Origin of the sequence: Aminobacter sp. NyZ550, assembly GCF_025628925.2 — a bacterium.
Classification (GTDB): domain Bacteria; phylum Pseudomonadota; class Alphaproteobacteria; order Rhizobiales; family Rhizobiaceae; genus Aminobacter; species Aminobacter ciceronei.
The window spans coordinates 1726390-1743863 of the sequence record NZ_CP114190.1 but is presented as its reverse complement, the minus strand read 5'-3'; the positions used below and the strand labels follow the sequence as shown (position 1 = coordinate 1743863).

Annotated in this window: 17 protein-coding genes and 1 pseudogene; 10 read left to right on the top strand and 8 right to left on the bottom strand. The window is 59.0% G+C overall.

Translation table 11 applies throughout. The annotated features are described in order from the left end of the window. The first annotated feature begins 324 nt into the window (after positions 1-324). Positions 325-1233, top strand: a complete 909-nt coding sequence (locus N7E70_RS08730; RefSeq protein WP_263006078.1) for a LysR family transcriptional regulator — start codon at positions 325-327, stop codon at positions 1231-1233. Here the strand turns inward: N7E70_RS08730 and N7E70_RS08725 are convergent. The 7 genes and pseudogenes from N7E70_RS08725 to N7E70_RS08695 form a co-directional block, all read right to left on the bottom strand. After that, complete coding sequence (locus tag N7E70_RS08725; RefSeq protein ID WP_263006077.1) at positions 1230-1967, bottom strand: helix-turn-helix domain-containing protein; 738 nt, start codon at positions 1965-1967, stop codon at positions 1230-1232. The genes N7E70_RS08730 and N7E70_RS08725 overlap by 4 nt on opposite strands. A gap of 91 nt (positions 1968-2058) precedes the next feature. Beyond that, positions 2059-2658, bottom strand: coding sequence for a HupE/UreJ family protein (locus N7E70_RS08720; protein ID WP_263006076.1), 600 nt, complete (start codon positions 2656-2658; stop codon positions 2059-2061). A 68-nt stretch (positions 2659-2726) separates the two neighbouring features. Further along, positions 2727-3950, bottom strand: a complete 1224-nt coding sequence (locus N7E70_RS08715) for an agmatinase family protein (RefSeq protein ID WP_108606004.1) — start codon at positions 3948-3950, stop codon at positions 2727-2729. A gap of 366 nt (positions 3951-4316) precedes the next feature. Next, complete coding sequence (locus N7E70_RS08710) at positions 4317-5966, bottom strand: APC family permease (RefSeq protein WP_263006075.1); 1650 nt, start codon at positions 5964-5966, stop codon at positions 4317-4319. A 218-nt stretch (positions 5967-6184) separates the two neighbouring features. Next, positions 6185-7120, bottom strand: a complete 936-nt coding sequence (locus N7E70_RS08705; protein ID WP_263006074.1) for a LysR family transcriptional regulator — start codon at positions 7118-7120, stop codon at positions 6185-6187. Positions 7121-7263: 143 nt separating this feature from the next. Further along, a complete protein-coding gene (locus N7E70_RS08700; RefSeq protein WP_269441450.1) occupies positions 7264-7584 on the bottom strand; it encodes a hypothetical protein in 321 nt (106 codons plus the stop codon). A 20-nt stretch (positions 7585-7604) separates the two neighbouring features. Further along, positions 7605-8689, bottom strand: a pseudogene (locus tag N7E70_RS08695) (IS5 family transposase). A gap of 992 nt (positions 8690-9681) precedes the next feature. Between N7E70_RS08695 and tnpA (N7E70_RS08690) the strand changes: the two are divergent. The 9 genes from tnpA (N7E70_RS08690) to N7E70_RS30830 all read left to right on the top strand — a co-directional run bounded on the left by tnpA (N7E70_RS08690) (position 9682) and on the right by N7E70_RS30830 (position 16835). Next, positions 9682-10569, top strand: coding sequence for an IS66-like element accessory protein TnpA (gene tnpA / locus N7E70_RS08690; RefSeq protein ID WP_263006072.1), 888 nt, complete (start codon positions 9682-9684; stop codon positions 10567-10569). Further along, a complete protein-coding gene (gene tnpB / locus N7E70_RS08685) occupies positions 10566-10919 on the top strand; it encodes an IS66 family insertion sequence element accessory protein TnpB (protein ID WP_214393463.1) in 354 nt (117 codons plus the stop codon). The genes tnpA (N7E70_RS08690) and tnpB (N7E70_RS08685) overlap by 4 nt, the downstream gene beginning before the upstream one ends. Before the next feature lie 72 nt (positions 10920-10991). After that, positions 10992-12518, top strand: a complete 1527-nt coding sequence (tnpC, locus tag N7E70_RS08680) for an IS66 family transposase (protein WP_263006165.1) — start codon at positions 10992-10994, stop codon at positions 12516-12518. 117 nt (positions 12519-12635) lie between these two features. Next, a complete protein-coding gene (gene tnpA, locus N7E70_RS08675; protein ID WP_263006072.1) occupies positions 12636-13523 on the top strand; it encodes an IS66-like element accessory protein TnpA in 888 nt (295 codons plus the stop codon). Continuing rightward, positions 13520-13873, top strand: a complete 354-nt coding sequence (tnpB, locus tag N7E70_RS08670; RefSeq protein ID WP_214393463.1) for an IS66 family insertion sequence element accessory protein TnpB — start codon at positions 13520-13522, stop codon at positions 13871-13873. Before tnpA (N7E70_RS08675) ends, tnpB (N7E70_RS08670) begins: the two co-directional genes overlap by 4 nt. Positions 13874-13945: 72 nt before the next feature. Next, entirely contained in the window at positions 13946-15472 is a 1527-nt protein-coding gene (gene tnpC, locus N7E70_RS08665) for an IS66 family transposase (protein ID WP_263006165.1), read from the top strand. Between the two features lie 117 nt (positions 15473-15589). Then, a complete protein-coding gene (tnpA, locus tag N7E70_RS08660; RefSeq protein ID WP_263006071.1) occupies positions 15590-16063 on the top strand; it encodes an IS66 family insertion sequence element accessory protein TnpA in 474 nt (157 codons plus the stop codon). A gap of 34 nt (positions 16064-16097) precedes the next feature. After that, the gene (gene tnpA / locus N7E70_RS08655; RefSeq protein ID WP_263006070.1) at positions 16098-16484 is read left to right on the top strand and encodes an IS66-like element accessory protein TnpA; all 387 of its coding nucleotides are present in this window, start codon (positions 16098-16100) and stop codon (positions 16482-16484) included. Positions 16485-16613: 129 nt separating this feature from the next. Further along, the gene (locus N7E70_RS30830; RefSeq protein WP_310322807.1) at positions 16614-16835 is read left to right on the top strand and encodes a hypothetical protein; all 222 of its coding nucleotides are present in this window, start codon (positions 16614-16616) and stop codon (positions 16833-16835) included. A 125-nt stretch (positions 16836-16960) separates the two neighbouring features. Here the strand turns inward: N7E70_RS30830 and N7E70_RS08645 are convergent, their stop codons facing one another. Further along, entirely contained in the window at positions 16961-17221 is a 261-nt protein-coding gene (locus tag N7E70_RS08645) for a hypothetical protein (protein ID WP_263006069.1), read from the bottom strand. Positions 17222-17474 lie beyond the last annotated feature (253 nt).

The window sequence follows — 17474 nt, the reverse complement described above, 5'->3', positions numbered from 1 at the left end:
GCGCCATGTCACGTAGCTTCCAGCCGGTCAGCAGCAGTTGTACCCCGAACGGAAAGCTCGATCGACAGGGCAATCCTGATCTTGGGCCTAAAGTCGACGTGCCCTCACCGCAAAGACCCAGTACAAGATGCTTCTTATCCGCCGCATATGCCGGTAGACATCTCTCGAGTTCATCCGTCTTTTCTCCTTTTTTGCCTTGTCTCGGCCGGATTCTTGGTCTTGCCCGATGCAGGCTTGGCGTTACGAATAAGAGTGTTATATTTGGCCGCACGACCATCGCGGCTATGCAATGCCGGATTGCATGTCGCCGGAGCCAAAGTCTTCATGACGTCAATCGATGATTTCGCCCGTGACCTCGATTGGAATTTGCTGAAGATATTCCACGAGATCGTGCAGGCCGGTGGAGTAACAAAGGCAACGGACCGTATTCTTCTGAAGCAATCCGCCATAAGCCTCGCACTCCAGCGTCTCGAAGGGCGGATCGGGACTGTCCTTTGCAGGCGTGGTTCGGCAGGTTTCGAGCTGACGGCTGAAGGGATATTATTGGCCGAACTCTGCGCTCCAATGATGCGTGCGGTTCGCGAAATTCCAAGCCTTGCCAGTGAAGCGTCGAGCGAAATCCATGGGAATCTGTCGATCGGGCTGATTAGCAACTTCGTCAGTGGAGCCTTGGACATGGCGATAGCCCTCTTTCACACCAGGTTTCCGAACGTGGAGCTTGTTGTCTCGACGATGGCCTCGGCTCACGTAGCGGGCTCCGTCATGCGCAGTGAGATCGACATCGGGGTGGCTCCTTCCAGAATCATGCGCCCGGAACTCAGATACCGTTTTCTTTCGAATGAGCTTCACCGGCCGTATTGCGGAATTCATCATCGGCTGTTCGGTGAAAAGTTCGACGACCCGCTGGCTCTTGCGGATGAGCGTTTCATACTTACTGGTAGCGATGAGCCCGATGAATTGCGCGCGTTCCGGCTGCAATACGGGCTCGGCCAAAAAATATCTGCCGTCAGCGAACATCTCGAGGAGGCACGGCGGTTTGCACTTCTTGGAATAGGGCTTTGCTTCTTGCCGGAGAGCTATGCGTCGACGGATGAAGCAAATCGAAGATTGTGGCCCTTGCTTCCACGTCAAATGGCTCCATCCGTCGGCGTTTATGTCATTGACAAGCCGAGTTTCCCGGAGCTTGCACGACGCGACAGGCTCCGTGAGGATTTTATCGCCTGTCTCAGTTAACGGCGTCCATATTTTGATCGCCGTCCGTCCATCGCCTGCCCGGCGGCGCGGTAGGAAATCACCGAGAGAAGTCGAATTGGCATTTTTATCAACTCGCACGGGCCGTGCGGCGCGCTGGCATCGAAGAACAGACTATCCCCCGGTTTCATCCGGTAGAGGTCGCTGTCGTGCCGATAGAGTATCTCACCCTCGAGTATGTAGAGCAGTTCCAGACCGTCATGATGGAACACAGGCAGTTCATCCAAAGGCTGCGAGAGGCTTACCAAATAGGGTTCGACCACCACACCGGCCGTGTTGGAGCCTATATAACCAAGCAGATCATAGTGGTGGCCAGCTCGGGTGCCACTTTGTTCAACATTCAGCCCTTGGCCGGCCTTGACGAAGACAGCATTGTAGTTTTCCTCGTAGCGTCGAAACAAGGCCGTCGGCGACACTCCCAGCGCGGACGACAGTGCCTGCAGCGTATCGAGAGAAGGTGAAATACTGCCATGCTCCACTTTTGAAAGCATGCCGATCGATATGCCTGCTGCTGAGGCCAATTCGGTGGCACTCAGGCCGTAACGGACACGGATCGAGCGGATCTCACGACCAATAGCAGCCTGCAGGCGCCCGCCTTCATCGATATGATTCTTGGCAGCGTCATGGCGGTAGACGAAGGCGTTCGTATGCTCAAATGAGAGCTTCTGGGGTAGCATGCCGCCCGACTGCTCCACGGAACCGGATAGGTCAGTCATCCAAGACTCCTTCGCAACGCGCCAGTTTGGCAAACGAAAAGACGGCGTTTGTAGTCAAGAGGCGTCCCAATGGGACGCCTCTTAGTTGGGGTCAGAGGATGCCGGAGAGAATGGCCACCCCAGCGAGCGCACCGACGCCGCCCACACATCTAACAATAGATGCGCCCCTCATTTTGGTGGCGCGGTCAAGCAGAAGGCCACCAACAAGGCCCAGCGTGTGCAGCAATGCTGTGGCGGCTATGAAACCAGCGGCATAGGTCAGGCCTCCAGCGCTTTCTGGCATCTCCGAACCATGGGCATAACCATGGAAAATTGCGAAGAAGCCAACCAACCCCATTGCTGCGGCAACCGGTACACTGAGACCAAAAGCGACTATCGCTCCAAGCACGACAATTGAGGCTGCGATTCCCAGTTCGACGAAGGGCAAGCCTACGCCGGCAAAACCGCCCCAGCCGCCGAGGGCCATGACGCCAACAAAGCTGGCGGGAACGAGCCAGAGCGCCCGACCCCCGAGCTGTGCCGCAAGGACTCCAACCAACGTCATCGCCAATACGTGGTCGAGACCACCCAGTGGATGGGCAAAACCTCCGGAAAAGCCATGAACCTCACCGTGCCCTGAGTGAGCCATCGCCAAAGTGGGGAGAGTAACTACTGCTGCAGTCAGCAGCGTGCGAATGCTGAAATTAGACATGAACCACCTGCACTTCCGTTCGAATTATCGATGTGGTGTTGCGAAAAAGGCTGCAAGCGACGCGTTGCTCAGCCGACCCGCGCCTTGTCGCGATGGCCAAGCTTGCCGTTCGCGATCAACGTGCCCAAAGTGTCGAGAACAACTCTGCAAGCAAGTTGGGCTGTATTATCATTGACGTCATAGGGCGGCGAAACTTCAACCACCTCCATCCCGCATAATCCCTCGGCCGCGATCGTCCGAATTATTTCGAAGGCTTCGCGAGGCATCAAACCACCCGGCTCCGGCGAGCCTGTTCCGGGCGCAAAACCTGGGTCGATCGAGTCGATATCGAAGGAGAGATATACCGCCTTACAACCTTCCCAAGCCATCTCAAGGGCCATTTCGGCCACCTTTTTGGCTCCGTGCTTCTCCAGGTCGAACATAGTCATGACACTGGTGCCACGCCTCTGGGCGACCGCGCTGCCTGGACGGTTCCCGTACCATCCCCCGATGCCCAGCTGGACCAGGTTCTTGGGATGACAGTTTGGCAAGCCAACATCATGCATGTGGCTATGATCGCGGTGTGATATCTCGCGCCCCTCATGTGTAGTCCAGAACCAGGGCGTGGTGTGCATCCGCTCATCCATATCCTTCTCCTGGATATCGATATGCCGGTCGATGTGAATGATGCCGACATTGCCGTCGATGTGCGGAGCGATCCCGCGGACATTGGGGAAGCCGAGGCTGTGATCGCCTCCGCAGATGATCGGGAAAACGCCAGACGTATAGATGTGCGATACGGCCTTGGTGACTTGATCGAAAGTCTTTTCGATGTTGCCAGGAATGACAAAGATGTCGCCGGCATCGCAGAGGTCCAACTCCTCGTAGATGTCAACGCCGCCATCAAACCAGTAACCGTCATAGAGAGCGGAGATCCTCCGAACGGCCTGGGGCCCAAACCGGGTGCCTGGTCGATAAGTGGTCGCAGAATCGAACGGCGCGCCGACGAATGCGGCTTCGTATTGGCCAATCTTGCGGATGTCCTCGCAATAGGGGACTTTCATGAAAGTATTGATGCCGGCGAAGGCAGGCTGATGGCCGCGGCTGAATAGCGAGATGCTGCGGTCGACCACTGACGATGCGGCCTCCAGACCCAACTCAAGCGACCGGGCAGTCTCCTCTTCCTGCTTCTTTTGAGAGATGCGCGAAAGTCGATCAAGTGCCTGCCTGCCATCTGTAGAGTTTCTTATTTCCTCGGCATGAGAGTGGCTATGGTCGCCGCTGTGGTGATGATCGTGAGGTCCATTTCCCATTGCTTATTCCTAGGTTTGATAGATCGTTCCAACGGGTCTTTTGTTGAAATCACACCCGAGTTATTCGATATGTCGGATACTCACTGCACAAGACCAAATTGCCAAACTATCTAATTATTGTGTAGCAACTCGGAAAGTCTATTCAAGGAATTATCCAATAAGTAGACCTCATCAAGGACGATATTTTCAGGCTACTATTAGATCAACGCCCTACTTTTCAATGAGCAACATTGATCAGGTCAATCCGCAACCACATGTCTAGGCACCGGACAGCTGACGTAAAGCATCGACCCCACCGGGAGCAGGTCCCGGCGGGGTCGACAGCTTCTCTAGCAAGCGGCTTCGATGGCGCTGCTATTGAAACACTTACATTTGATAGGTGGCGAGCAGATGCCCGACGTAGATCGTCAAACCACCAGTGACGAGAACGACATAGGGCAAATTCCCCGCGCGTTTTTTCATCGGCACGTCGCCCTCCATCAGGTCTGCTTGCATCCACTCAGGAAATTTTCCGCGATCGGTCACGTAATGACGGAACAGAAAGATCGGGATAATGCCGGCAGTGATCGCAAGGCTAGCGAGCAAGGCTCGTTCGCCCCAGAAGTCAGCCCCCCATCCCATGATCAGCAGGTTGAGATAACCACAGATCCCGCCAACCCAAAGCAGCCAGTTGGGACAGCGATACGGCCTCGGGGCTTCTGGCCTATCTATCCGATGCAGCCACCCGGCCTGCAAGTTGAGGAACACGAAGATCATGTAGGTGGTGTTGGCGAGCACAATGAGGAACACATAGTCCGACAACATGAGCAGGAAAGCATTGAAGATCAGATCGGTCCACATGGCGGCGACGGGTGCGCCATGGCTATTGAGCCTGGACAGATATTTCGGCAGCCAGCCGTCATGCGAACCTTGATAGAGTGTGCGCGATGACCCTGCCATTGCAGTCATGATGACCAAGCAAACCGACAGGATTAGCATCGTCATGATGATATTGGCCAGCACGGGGCCGGCCCCCACCATCTGCGCCATCACTCGACCAACACCGGTGCCGTCATAGATGCCAGGGTCGAGCATTCCGTCCAGGCCGAGATAGCCTTGGAACGCGATCGGCACGACAGTGTAGAACAGGATGCACAGCAATCCGGAATAGACCAGCGCACGCACTGTATCATATCCGGGATTCTTGAACTCGCGGACATAACACACCGCCGTTTCAAACGGATAGGTGGACCAGGCAGCCAGCAGCAGGCCCGCTGCGAACGTTGTATAGCCAACCATGTTCCAAGTGCCGGCAGCAGGCTGTCCCAACGCATCCTGAGTGAGGGGAACAAAAGGCAAAAAATTGCTCGAATGCACATCGCCTGTGAAGAGCGGAACAATGCCGATAAGGAAGAGCGGCACCAGCACTGCCACGGCTACCGCCATCTGCACCTTTGCGGCGTTCAGGACACCACGATGCTGGATCGCAAACACCGTCAGCATCAAAAGCATGCCAAGCAGGAAAGTCGAGTTGATGCGCAGGTGAAGGCCCGATTTGATATAGCTCAGGTCCAGCAGCGTGATCGACCATGTGCGTATCGCGGCGTCAGCCGGAAACAGCATCTGCAAAACATAGCCGGCCGCGAGGCCCGATCCGACTGCCAAGACAGGAGACCAGGAGAACCAATTGGTCCAGACCGAAATCGGTCCAAGCATCTTACCGTACCGCACCCATGCCATGGCGCCATAGACCGACGCGCCGCCCGACTTGTTCGGAAACAGGCCCGATATCTCCGCGTAGGTGAAGCATTGGATGAAGCCAATGAACATAGAAACAATCCACACCAGCGGAGAAATGTTGCCCATAGCCGAGGCAACAGCGCCGATGGAAAAGAGCACGAGGACGGGGGTTCCCGCCGCGAACCAGAAGGCGTGCGTCCAATCGAGTGTACGCTGAAGGGAATATGATGGCGCTTCATGTGTGGCTATGAGCGCCGGCGTTCCGGGTATTGAGAATTCCTGCGTTCCGGCTTCCATGCGGGTTCTCCTCCATTATGAGTCATTGATGACCCTGCTTTTTGCCTATTGAGAACACATGGAGAGCGCCGAGAAACCTACCGCGCAGCTATTTTGTACATTGACGACACCAATGTTCGCCGACCGACGGCTCGTTCCGTCGCACTAAAAATTTACGCTAATATATTTGAATATTTCTAGATTCTCTTCGAGAAGAGACATATCGTTGAATTAAACAACTATTGAATAATATCGTTCGTAACTTCTACAAACTTCTCAATGAACGCATCTCTGGCGGTTCGTTTCTGTGAATGAATGTTGCTGATGAGGTATATATCGCACGATAGGTCCTCGGTCCGACCCAACAATGGCCAAAGCAGACCATCGTCAACATCGGCAGCGACAAACTGCTCGGGAAGGATGCACACTCCAACGCCTGCAACGGTCAGACGCCTTGCTTCCTCAAGATTTGGAGTTCTCGCCGTTACCTTTTGTCCCAGGCGATGTCTAAGGCGGAAACTTGTAAATGAATCTGGCTCATCGGAGCCAGTCAGGATGAACGCTTCATCACTGAGAGTAATCGGGTCTGGCAACTCATTAAAAAGATGATGCTGTCTTCCACAGTATATACTATGATATTCCCTCACCAGGAAATCATATCTGAGATCGCTATGCCTATACAATATTGGTGATATGCCAATATCATAGTCATTATTTACCACACATTTTGTTATATCACTCCAAGTCAGTACGTCAAGATTTATTAAAACGTCCGGATATTCAGAGTTGTATTTTATAAAAATTCCATCCATTACATTGCTTGCAAAATTACTAATGATAGCAACATCAAGTTTGCCAGAGATATTGTATCTCGAGTTGTCGATCGCATATTGGGACTGCTCTATACCTTCATGAATATGCTTTACACAATCATACAAGATTCTCCCCTCATCAGTGAGTTCAAATCCTGCGCGTCCTCGCTGGCACAGCCTGCTGCCGACGAAAGCTTCGAGACGTTTCAGAGCCAGGCTGATGGTGGATTGTTTCTGCCATCCAACATTGGCAGCAGCGGTGATGCCATTAGCCTCGACTATGTCATAGAATGTCTTTAGTAGGTTCCAGTCGAGCCGCTGGCTGAATTGCTGCATTCGGCGTGTAAGATCGTCATTTGGCATCTGCGACCACTTCCTGACTTCGATATTCTTCCAAGGCGCCGTGCTGCGCACTGCCAGCCAATCTATTGATCCCGAAGAAGCGTACCATAACTCACCTCACCAGCGGCATGATTGGGAACGCAATTTCGTCAACTCCGATCGCCCTAGCAGGCTGTTGAAGAAGTATCGGGCGCGGCCTTGAGGATGGCCTCGTCGCCGTTGTGGTAGGCAAACGTGATCTCGATCGAGCCGTCGTCGAGCAATTCGGCGTGGCCGTCGCCGCTCACTTCGTCCATTTCGTCGCAGTCATCCCAGGTGAAGAAGACCATCGATGGGCTGTAGCTGACATCGAGGCCGGCTTGCAAAGCACCAAATGCGATCTCGCCGTTGTTGTCGTCGCCGATGGTGATCGTGGCGGGACCGCAGAGGTTGAGATAATCGCGATCCCACAGATCGGCCTCGACAATGCGCCAGCGGCCGATCATCTGGCAGCCCGCCGGCGCGGTCATGTCGGCACCGCCAGCAGCTTCGGCAGCCGCACCAGATTGTAGGCGGCGGCAGCGAAGGTGAAGGCCCATCCGACGCGATAACGGCCGCGGAACCCGGTCTTGTCTTGGCCAGCGACCGTCTTGATCCAACCGAACGCCTCTTCGATGCGCTTGCGGATGCGCTGACTGACGGCATAGCCGCTGTGCCGGGTCGTGCGTCCGTCGATCGCTGAACTGCGGCCGTTGGTGTTCTGCGCTACGTGCGGCGTCAAGTTCATCGAGCGCAACTCGTTGACGAAGTCCTCCGCATCATAGGCCTTGTCGGCGCCGAGCGTGATCGCCTGCGGCCGGTCGGCACGCGGCTCGATCATGTGCAGTGCGGCTACCCGTTCGGCATGCCCGTCGGCCAGCGTCAGGCAGGCATCGACCAGCAGGCCGTGGCGGTTCTCCATGAGCCCGTGCCCCATGAAGCACAGCTTCGTCTCCTTGCCTTTGCCCTTGCGATAGAGCCTGGCTTCGGGATCGGTGGTCGAGGCATGCGTCTCGTTCGACCGCTTCTGGCCGTGGAAGTCCGCCTCCGCGTTGCGCCCGCCGCCACCCTCTGCCGGCGGCTCGCCCGAGCCATCCTTCGGCCTGATGCTCTTCATCGACGCCTCGATCAGCGAGCCGTCAACCGAGAAATGATCAGTGGACAGCAGCTTCTTCACCCTGCACTGCGCCAGAACCGCGTTCCGGAACTTCGCGGCGATGTCGCCCTCGAGCAGCCTGTCGCGGTTCTTCGAGAACACCGAATGATCCCAAGCCGCGTCGTCGACGCCGATCCCCACAAACCAGCGGAACAGAAGGTCGTATTCCAGCCGCTCCATCAGAAGCCGCTCCGAACGGATCGAATAGAACGCCTGTAGCAGCATCGCCCTGAGCAACTTCCCGGGCGGGATCGACGGCCGCCCGATCGGCGAATACAGCGCTGCGAAGTCGCGCTCCAACGCAGCCAGCACCTCGTTCACGATCACCCGGATTGCGCGCAGCGGATGATCGCCCCGCACCCGCGCCTCGAGATCCAGCTGAACAGTTCGCCAGTCAGATTGTCGCCGCCGCGCACCGATCACCTCCGAATCTCTTCAGAGCCAATGAATCATGGCCGGCCATCCAGAGCGAGCGACTTCTTCAACAGCCTGCTAGCTCTATATCCGCAAGCGTGGCGAAGTCGAACCGGCAGCCGACGCCACACTCGCTCGGCAGCGCGACTTCGCGCACAAATGGAGTCTGGATCGCTGCGGAGCGCACGGGGGTATCGTATCGAGACACCGTAGCGCTCCCATCCCTCGACGGTAGGCGTAATGATCGTCGCGGCAGCGCCATTGAGATGACATTTTGGACGTGGCCGACCGTCATTGCCCAGATGATCATCCAAGCCCCGAGATAGCTTGCGAAACCGGCACCGATGGCCACGAAGCCCGTCCAAGGGGACGTTGGGCGTTCCGCTGCATCCAGTGCACGGTCGCAACGATGAGCAGTGAAGCTGCAAGGGAAAGCGGCCGGCTCGACCGGCGGGTTCCGGCAATCTGCGTCCGCTACACCGCACGAAGCTTTAGGGCTTTGGGTGTGGGCCCGCTACCCAACGCTCCCTATCATCGTCCTAAGAGCCGTCGTTCAGCAGGCGTGGCGAAAGCGACTGCTTTGAGTCAGATCGGCCATGCCGTACCGCTTGAACAACATGCGTGACCGGAGGTAGCACAATCCCGGCCTGAACGGCCCAACGCGCAACCCTTTCAAGAGGCCTTAGATCTTCTGGCCGATCTGTAGTTCAAGCGCTGTGCATGTCCTCGATCTTCCCACCTTATGCCAGCCAGCACGGAGCGGGGCCGCGTGCATGCGAAGGTACTGAAATCCTTCACAAAAATTGTGCTGCATGCACACGACCGGCCGGCATGCACCGGAAAACGCAAGCCATGCCAATGGCTTAACGCGTTTCGGGCATGCGCTTTTATCTCGCCGTCCTCTGTTGTTTCGTAAGCGTCCGGTCCCGACACCTCGTTGGCGTAGTGCAAAATCGCTGCATGTGGAGTTCCTTCGTAGCATGGAGGGTCTCCGGTGAATTTGAGACATTTCGAGAACACGGCGCGTAAGTCCTTCTGGGTGATTCATGTCGAAGCGTGGCGTCAGAGCGGGTTGGCGCGCACGACCTATTGCCGCCATCACCATCTCAACCGGCGTACGTTCGAGCGCTGGCTTGACCACCTGATGGGCAAGGAAGCAGCGCGCAAACATGCGGAATCGCAGGCACAATTGCGCCGAGAAGGGTGTCCGCAACAACGCCAGAAAGGGCCGCGCCGGCGTCAACGCCAACGTTTTGGCGTGAGCACGGATGTGCGCAATCGTGCGCTCCGGGCGTTCTGGGCAATGCATGTCGAGGCGATGAACTGGAGCGGCATGGGCGTTCGCGAATACGCCGCGGCACTGCAGCTTTCGCCCTACGCGCTGCGCCGTTGGCGTGACCGCTTGGAGGATGGCGAACTGGATATCGACTGGCGGGCACATCTTCATCCCTCCGCCCGCCCGACCGTTAGTGATATCACTAACGGCGCGACGTCCGAAAACAGCTTGACAGGGCGTCCAGATGACACTCCCGCCGCGCGCGGCCGCCGGTTCTTCACGGACGCACAGAAGCTCACCATCGTGCAAGAGAGTGAAGCTGCAGGTGCAACGGTCTCGGCTGTCGCGCGCCGGCATGGGATCGCGACCGGCATCCTGTTTCGCTGGCGCGCGGAATTCGGCGTGACGCAGAAGAAGCAAGCGAAACTGGCATCTGTGACGCTGGCAACGGACGCGGCAGCGGCACTCGCGCTGCAGAACCTTGTGCAGCCCCCTGACGGGATGATGGCAATCGAACTGCCGGATGGGCGGCGTGTCTTTGCACCTGCAGGCAGTGATCCTGTTGCAGTACGAGCGTTCGTCGACAGCGGAGGGACTGCATCATGATGATCGTTCCGGCGGGGGTGAAGGTGCATCTGGCGCTGGGTCACACCGACATGAGGAAAGGCCTCGACGGGCTCGCCATGCTGGTCCAGGCAACGCTGAAGCAGGACCCGTTCTCGGGTCATCTGTTTGCCTTCAGGGGAAAGAAGGCGTCGCTGCTCAAGATCCTGTTCTGGGACGGCAACGGGCTGTGTCTGTTCACCAAGCGGCTCGACCAGGGCAGCTTCGTGTGGCCACGTATGGCAGGTTATGACGGCTCGATCACATTGACGCCGGCACAGCTTGCCATGCTGATCGAGGGCATCGATTGGCGCGCCCCGGAGCGTGTCTGGAGACCGGCGCTGGCCGGCTGAAAACGGTCCGCCGATCGACACGGAAACCGCTGGAATCCTTGGGTTTTTGAGCGGTTCATGGTAGATTCGATCATGTTGATCGACCTCGACAATCTGCCGTCCGATCCAGCACTTTTGCAGCGTCTGCTGCGCGATATGGCAGCTGCCGTCGAGAGCCGTGATGGCGAGATCGAGCGCCTCCAATCGATCATCAAGAAGCTCCAGCGGGCGCAGTTCGGCCGGCGTTCCGAGCGCCTCGATCCCGACCAACTGGCGCTCGCACTGGAAGACCTCGATGCCGACATCGCCCGCATCCGGGAGAGCACACCGAGCATCCATCCACCGTTGGAGCGGCCATCCCACCGCAAGGCGCTGCCCGATCATCTGCCGCGTGAGGACGTACGGCTCGACATCGAAGAAGCGTATTGTGTGTGCTGTGGCGGCGCACTTCATGCGATCGGCGAGAGCGTCAGCGAGATGCTCGACTGGATCCCGGCCCAGCTTCGCGTGGTCCGCATCACGCGCCCGAAATACGCCTGCCGTGCCTGCGAGACGGTAGCGCAAGTGGCTGCGCCGGAGCGGTTGATCGCCGGCGGATTGGCAACGCCGGCACTTCTGGCGCAGGTTCTGGTCTCCAAATACTGCGATCACACGCCGCTCTACCGGCAATCGCAGATCTTCGCCCGGCATGGTGTCGATCTGGCGCGCTCGACGCTGGCTGGATGGGTCGGCGGCGCATGCTGGTGGCTGGAAGCTCTGCACGAGCGGCTGGTGAAGAACGTGTTCGCCTCCAACCATCTGTTCGCCGACGACACACCGGTGCCGGTGCTCGATCCGGGCCGTGGGCGCACCAAGACGGGGCGGTTGTGGGTCTATGCCCGTGAGCAGCGACCCTGGGCCGGACCCGAGCCGCCGGCAGCAGTCTACCTGTTTGCGCCGGACCGAAAGGCCGAGCGCCCGGTATCGCATCTTCAGCACTTCAAAGGCGTGCTGCATGTCGATGGTTATGCCGGCTTCGAACAGCTCGCTGCCCGTGGCGATATCGTTCTTGCCGCCTGCTGGGCGCATACGAGGCGCAAGTTCTATGACGTGGTCGAAGCGACCGGATCGCCCGTAGCGACTGAAGCCTTGCGCCGGATCGGTGAAATCTATGCCGTCGAGGCGGATGTGCGCGGACAGGCGCCGGCCCTTAGGCTTGCGGCGCGGCTGCAGCGATCGAAACCCGTTGTTGCCGCCTTCCATGCCTGGCTGGAAGCGCAGCTCCAGCACATCTCCGGACGCAGCACGCTTGCAGAAGCGGTCCGCTATGCGCTGTCGCGTTGGACCGGACTGACCCGCTTCCTCACCGATGGTCGTGTCGAGCTCGACACCAACCCGGTCGAGCGGGCCATCCGTCCCGTTGCGCTCGGCCGCAAGAACCACTTGTTCGCCGGCAGTGATGGTGGCGGTGACCGCTGGGCGATCGTCCGTTCTCTCATCGAAACTGCCAAGCTCAATGACGTTGAGCCCTACGCCTATCTCGCCGACGTACTGCAGCGCATGCTTGACGGGCATCCCGCCAGCGGCCTCGACGAACTCCTGCCATGGGCGTGGAAAGCGCAAAATCCCGTCAATAGCTGACATCACGTGCAGCCCCCGGACGCATACGTTGTTTCGTAAGCGTCCGGTCCCGACACCTCGTTGGCGTAGTGCAAAATCGCTGCATGTGGAGTTCCTTCGTAGCATGGAGGGTCTCCGGTGAATTTGAGACATTTCGAGAACACGGCGCGTAAGTCCTTCTGGGTGATTCATGTCGAAGCGTGGCGTCAGAGCGGGTTGGCGCGCACGACCTATTGCCGCCATCACCATCTCAACCGGCGTACGTTCGAGCGCTGGCTTGACCACCTGATGGGCAAGGAAGCAGCGCGCAAACATGCGGAATCGCAGGCACAATTGCGCCGAGAAGGGTGTCCGCAACAACGCCAGAAAGGGCCGCGCCGGCGTCAACGCCAACGTTTTGGCGTGAGCACGGATGTGCGCAATCGTGCGCTCCGGGCGTTCTGGGCAATGCATGTCGAGGCGATGAACTGGAGCGGCATGGGCGTTCGCGAATACGCCGCGGCACTGCAGCTTTCGCCCTACGCGCTGCGCCGTTGGCGTGACCGCTTGGAGGATGGCGAACTGGATATCGACTGGCGGGCACATCTTCATCCCTCCGCCCGCCCGACCGTTAGTGATATCACTAACGGCGCGACGTCCGAAAACAGCTTGACAGGGCGTCCAGATGACACTCCCGCCGCGCGCGGCCGCCGGTTCTTCACGGACGCACAGAAGCTCACCATCGTGCAAGAGAGTGAAGCTGCAGGTGCAACGGTCTCGGCTGTCGCGCGCCGGCATGGGATCGCGACCGGCATCCTGTTTCGCTGGCGCGCGGAATTCGGCGTGACGCAGAAGAAGCAAGCGAAACTGGCATCTGTGACGCTGGCAACGGACGCGGCAGCGGCACTCGCGCTGCAGAACCTTGTGCAGCCCCCTGACGGGATGATGGCAATCGAACTGCCGGATGGGCGGCGTGTCTTTGCACCTGCAGGCAGTGATCCTGTTGCAGTACGAGCGTTCGTCGACAGCGGAGGGACTGCATCATGATGATCGTTCCGGCGGGGGTGAAGGTGCATCTGGCGCTGGGTCACACCGACATGAGGAAAGGCCTCGACGGGCTCGCCATGCTGGTCCAGGCAACGCTGAAGCAGGACCCGTTCTCGGGTCATCTGTTTGCCTTCAGGGGAAAGAAGGCGTCGCTGCTCAAGATCCTGTTCTGGGACGGCAACGGGCTGTGTCTGTTCACCAAGCGGCTCGACCAGGGCAGCTTCGTGTGGCCACGTATGGCAGGTTATGACGGCTCGATCACATTGACGCCGGCACAGCTTGCCATGCTGATCGAGGGCATCGATTGGCGCGCCCCGGAGCGTGTCTGGAGACCGGCGCTGGCCGGCTGAAAACGGTCCGCCGATCGACACGGAAACCGCTGGAATCCTTGGGTTTTTGAGCGGTTCATGGTAGATTCGATCATGTTGATCGACCTCGACAATCTGCCGTCCGATCCAGCACTTTTGCAGCGTCTGCTGCGCGATATGGCAGCTGCCGTCGAGAGCCGTGATGGCGAGATCGAGCGCCTCCAATCGATCATCAAGAAGCTCCAGCGGGCGCAGTTCGGCCGGCGTTCCGAGCGCCTCGATCCCGACCAACTGGCGCTCGCACTGGAAGACCTCGATGCCGACATCGCCCGCATCCGGGAGAGCACACCGAGCATCCATCCACCGTTGGAGCGGCCATCCCACCGCAAGGCGCTGCCCGATCATCTGCCGCGTGAGGACGTACGGCTCGACATCGAAGAAGCGTATTGTGTGTGCTGTGGCGGCGCACTTCATGCGATCGGCGAGAGCGTCAGCGAGATGCTCGACTGGATCCCGGCCCAGCTTCGCGTGGTCCGCATCACGCGCCCGAAATACGCCTGCCGTGCCTGCGAGACGGTAGCGCAAGTGGCTGCGCCGGAGCGGTTGATCGCCGGCGGATTGGCAACGCCGGCACTTCTGGCGCAGGTTCTGGTCTCCAAATACTGCGATCACACGCCGCTCTACCGGCAATCGCAGATCTTCGCCCGGCATGGTGTCGATCTGGCGCGCTCGACGCTGGCTGGATGGGTCGGCGGCGCATGCTGGTGGCTGGAAGCTCTGCACGAGCGGCTGGTGAAGAACGTGTTCGCCTCCAACCATCTGTTCGCCGACGACACACCGGTGCCGGTGCTCGATCCGGGCCGTGGGCGCACCAAGACGGGGCGGTTGTGGGTCTATGCCCGTGAGCAGCGACCCTGGGCCGGACCCGAGCCGCCGGCAGCAGTCTACCTGTTTGCGCCGGACCGAAAGGCCGAGCGCCCGGTATCGCATCTTCAGCACTTCAAAGGCGTGCTGCATGTCGATGGTTATGCCGGCTTCGAACAGCTCGCTGCCCGTGGCGATATCGTTCTTGCCGCCTGCTGGGCGCATACGAGGCGCAAGTTCTATGACGTGGTCGAAGCGACCGGATCGCCCGTAGCGACTGAAGCCTTGCGCCGGATCGGTGAAATCTATGCCGTCGAGGCGGATGTGCGCGGACAGGCGCCGGCCCTTAGGCTTGCGGCGCGGCTGCAGCGATCGAAACCCGTTGTTGCCGCCTTCCATGCCTGGCTGGAAGCGCAGCTCCAGCACATCTCCGGACGCAGCACGCTTGCAGAAGCGGTCCGCTATGCGCTGTCGCGTTGGACCGGACTGACCCGCTTCCTCACCGATGGTCGTGTCGAGCTCGACACCAACCCGGTCGAGCGGGCCATCCGTCCCGTTGCGCTCGGCCGCAAGAACCACTTGTTCGCCGGCAGTGATGGTGGCGGTGACCGCTGGGCGATCGTCCGTTCTCTCATCGAAACTGCCAAGCTCAATGACGTTGAGCCCTACGCCTATCTCGCCGACGTACTGCAGCGCATGCTTGACGGGCATCCCGCCAGCGGCCTCGACGAACTCCTGCCATGGGCGTGGAAAGCGCAAAATCCCGTCAATAGCTGACATCACGTGCAGCCCCCGGACGCATACGTCGTTTCGTAAGCGTCCGGTCCAGACACCTCGTTGGCGTAGTGCAAAATCGCTGCATGTGGAGTTCCTTCGTAGCATGGAGGGTCTCCGGTGAATTTGAGACATTTCGAGAACACTGCGCGTAAGTCCTTCTGGGTGATTCATGTCGAAGCGTGGCGTCAAAGCGGGTTGGCGCGCACAACCTATTGCCGCCATCACCATCTCAACCGGCGTACGTTCGAGCGCTGGCTTGACCACCTGATGGGCAAGGAAGCAGCGCGCAAACATGCGGAATCGCAGGCACAATTGCTCGGAGAAGCGTGTCCGCAACAACGCCAGAAAGGGCCGCGCCGGCTTCAACGCCAACGTTTTGGCGTGAGCACGGATGTCCGCAATCGTGCGCTTCGGGCGTTCTGGGCAATGCATGTCGAGGCGATGAACTGGAGCGGCATGGGCGTTCGCAAATACGCCGCGGTACTGCATCTTTCGCCCTGCGCGCTGCGGCGTTGGCGTGACCGCTTGGAGGATGGCGAGGTTGAGATCGACTGGCGCGCATCTTCATCCCTCCGCCCTCCCGGTCGTTAGCACTAGTGCTAACGGAACGGCGCCCGAACGCGGCTTGACAGGTGCCCCGAAGGATGGACCTACGCCTCCCCCGCAAGCGGCCAGACGCTTTTTCAGCGACGAGGAAAAGCGTGCCATCGCGCTGGAGAGCGACCAGCCAGGCGTGACTGTCTCGGCTGTCGCGCGCAAGCACGGGATCGTCACGGGGATGCTGTTCCGCTGGCGCGTGCAGTTCGACGTGGCGCAGAGGAAGCGTGCGAAACTCGCATCCGTGACGCTACCTGACGACATGCCGGCGACGCTGGCCCTGCAGAGGTTCGTGCAACCGCCTGACGGAATGATGGCCGTCGATCTACCTGACGGGCGGCGCATGTTCGCGCCGGAAGGGTGTGATCCCGATGTGGTGCGCGCACGGATCGACAGCGGAGGGGTGAGCCCATGATGATCGTTCCGGCGGGCGTGAAGGTGCATCTGGCGTTGGGTCACACCCGCAGCCAGAGCAAAGGTACCTAGTTGCTTTTTCCTCGTACCCACACCAAGGTCGTTTGACCTTTGGTCGCCAGATTATCGCATGGCCTTCGCGAAGCAGGACGTTTTCCGCCAACTCCCCGTGCCCAAGCCTGACACGCACCAGCGGTCGGCGCTGGTCTGTATCATCCACGTGGCCTGTGTCTTCGATCCGCACGCCTGGCTCGCGCAGGAGTTCAGCCAGTCGCTTCTTGGCCTCCTTGGCGAGCATGCGCTCGCGCTCGCACTTCGCTCGTCCACCGGTCTCTGGTGTGTCAATACCTGACTTGAACGGCACGCCGTCGCCGATCAGACGCATGTGCTGGCCGTTGCACTTGATAGTATCGCCGTCCACCGCGGTAAGTTGCAGGCACGAGATGACCGTCGCGGCTAGGAGAGTATCACGGGTGACTACTTCACGCCGCATCTGCCCTTGAGACGGGCTATTTCCGGTTCGTGGGTTTCATCGCCACCAAGCGGAACGCCGATCATGAACACACCGAACGCGTCTTTGTTTGCGGTGCGTTGTTGGCGCGACGTGATGTCGGCCAGCCGGTCGCGATCTGCCTGGGTGCATTGCTTGCCGTCAGATGGAGCCGCCTTGATGTTCGATGGTGGCGTGGCACAGCCGGCGAAGGCCGCAAGAGCGACCAATGGCAGTAGCGTTTTCATGAATCCCCCCGGATGTTCTTAAGACTTGTTGCACGTAACGCCTTCGTTGCCAATCACACTTATGATTACCAGTGAGTCCGACTCGCTCTATGGCTTTTGTTGTCCATTGGCGTGTTAACGGAACCTCGCGCCGCTACACAGAATAGGACGAATGAGGGCGGGGGTAACACTGCGGGTGGCGGCTCGAAGACCGGCGACGACCAGCAGTTGAAGTAGACATTCCATTCAGCTAATTATTCCTAAGTTGACTTGG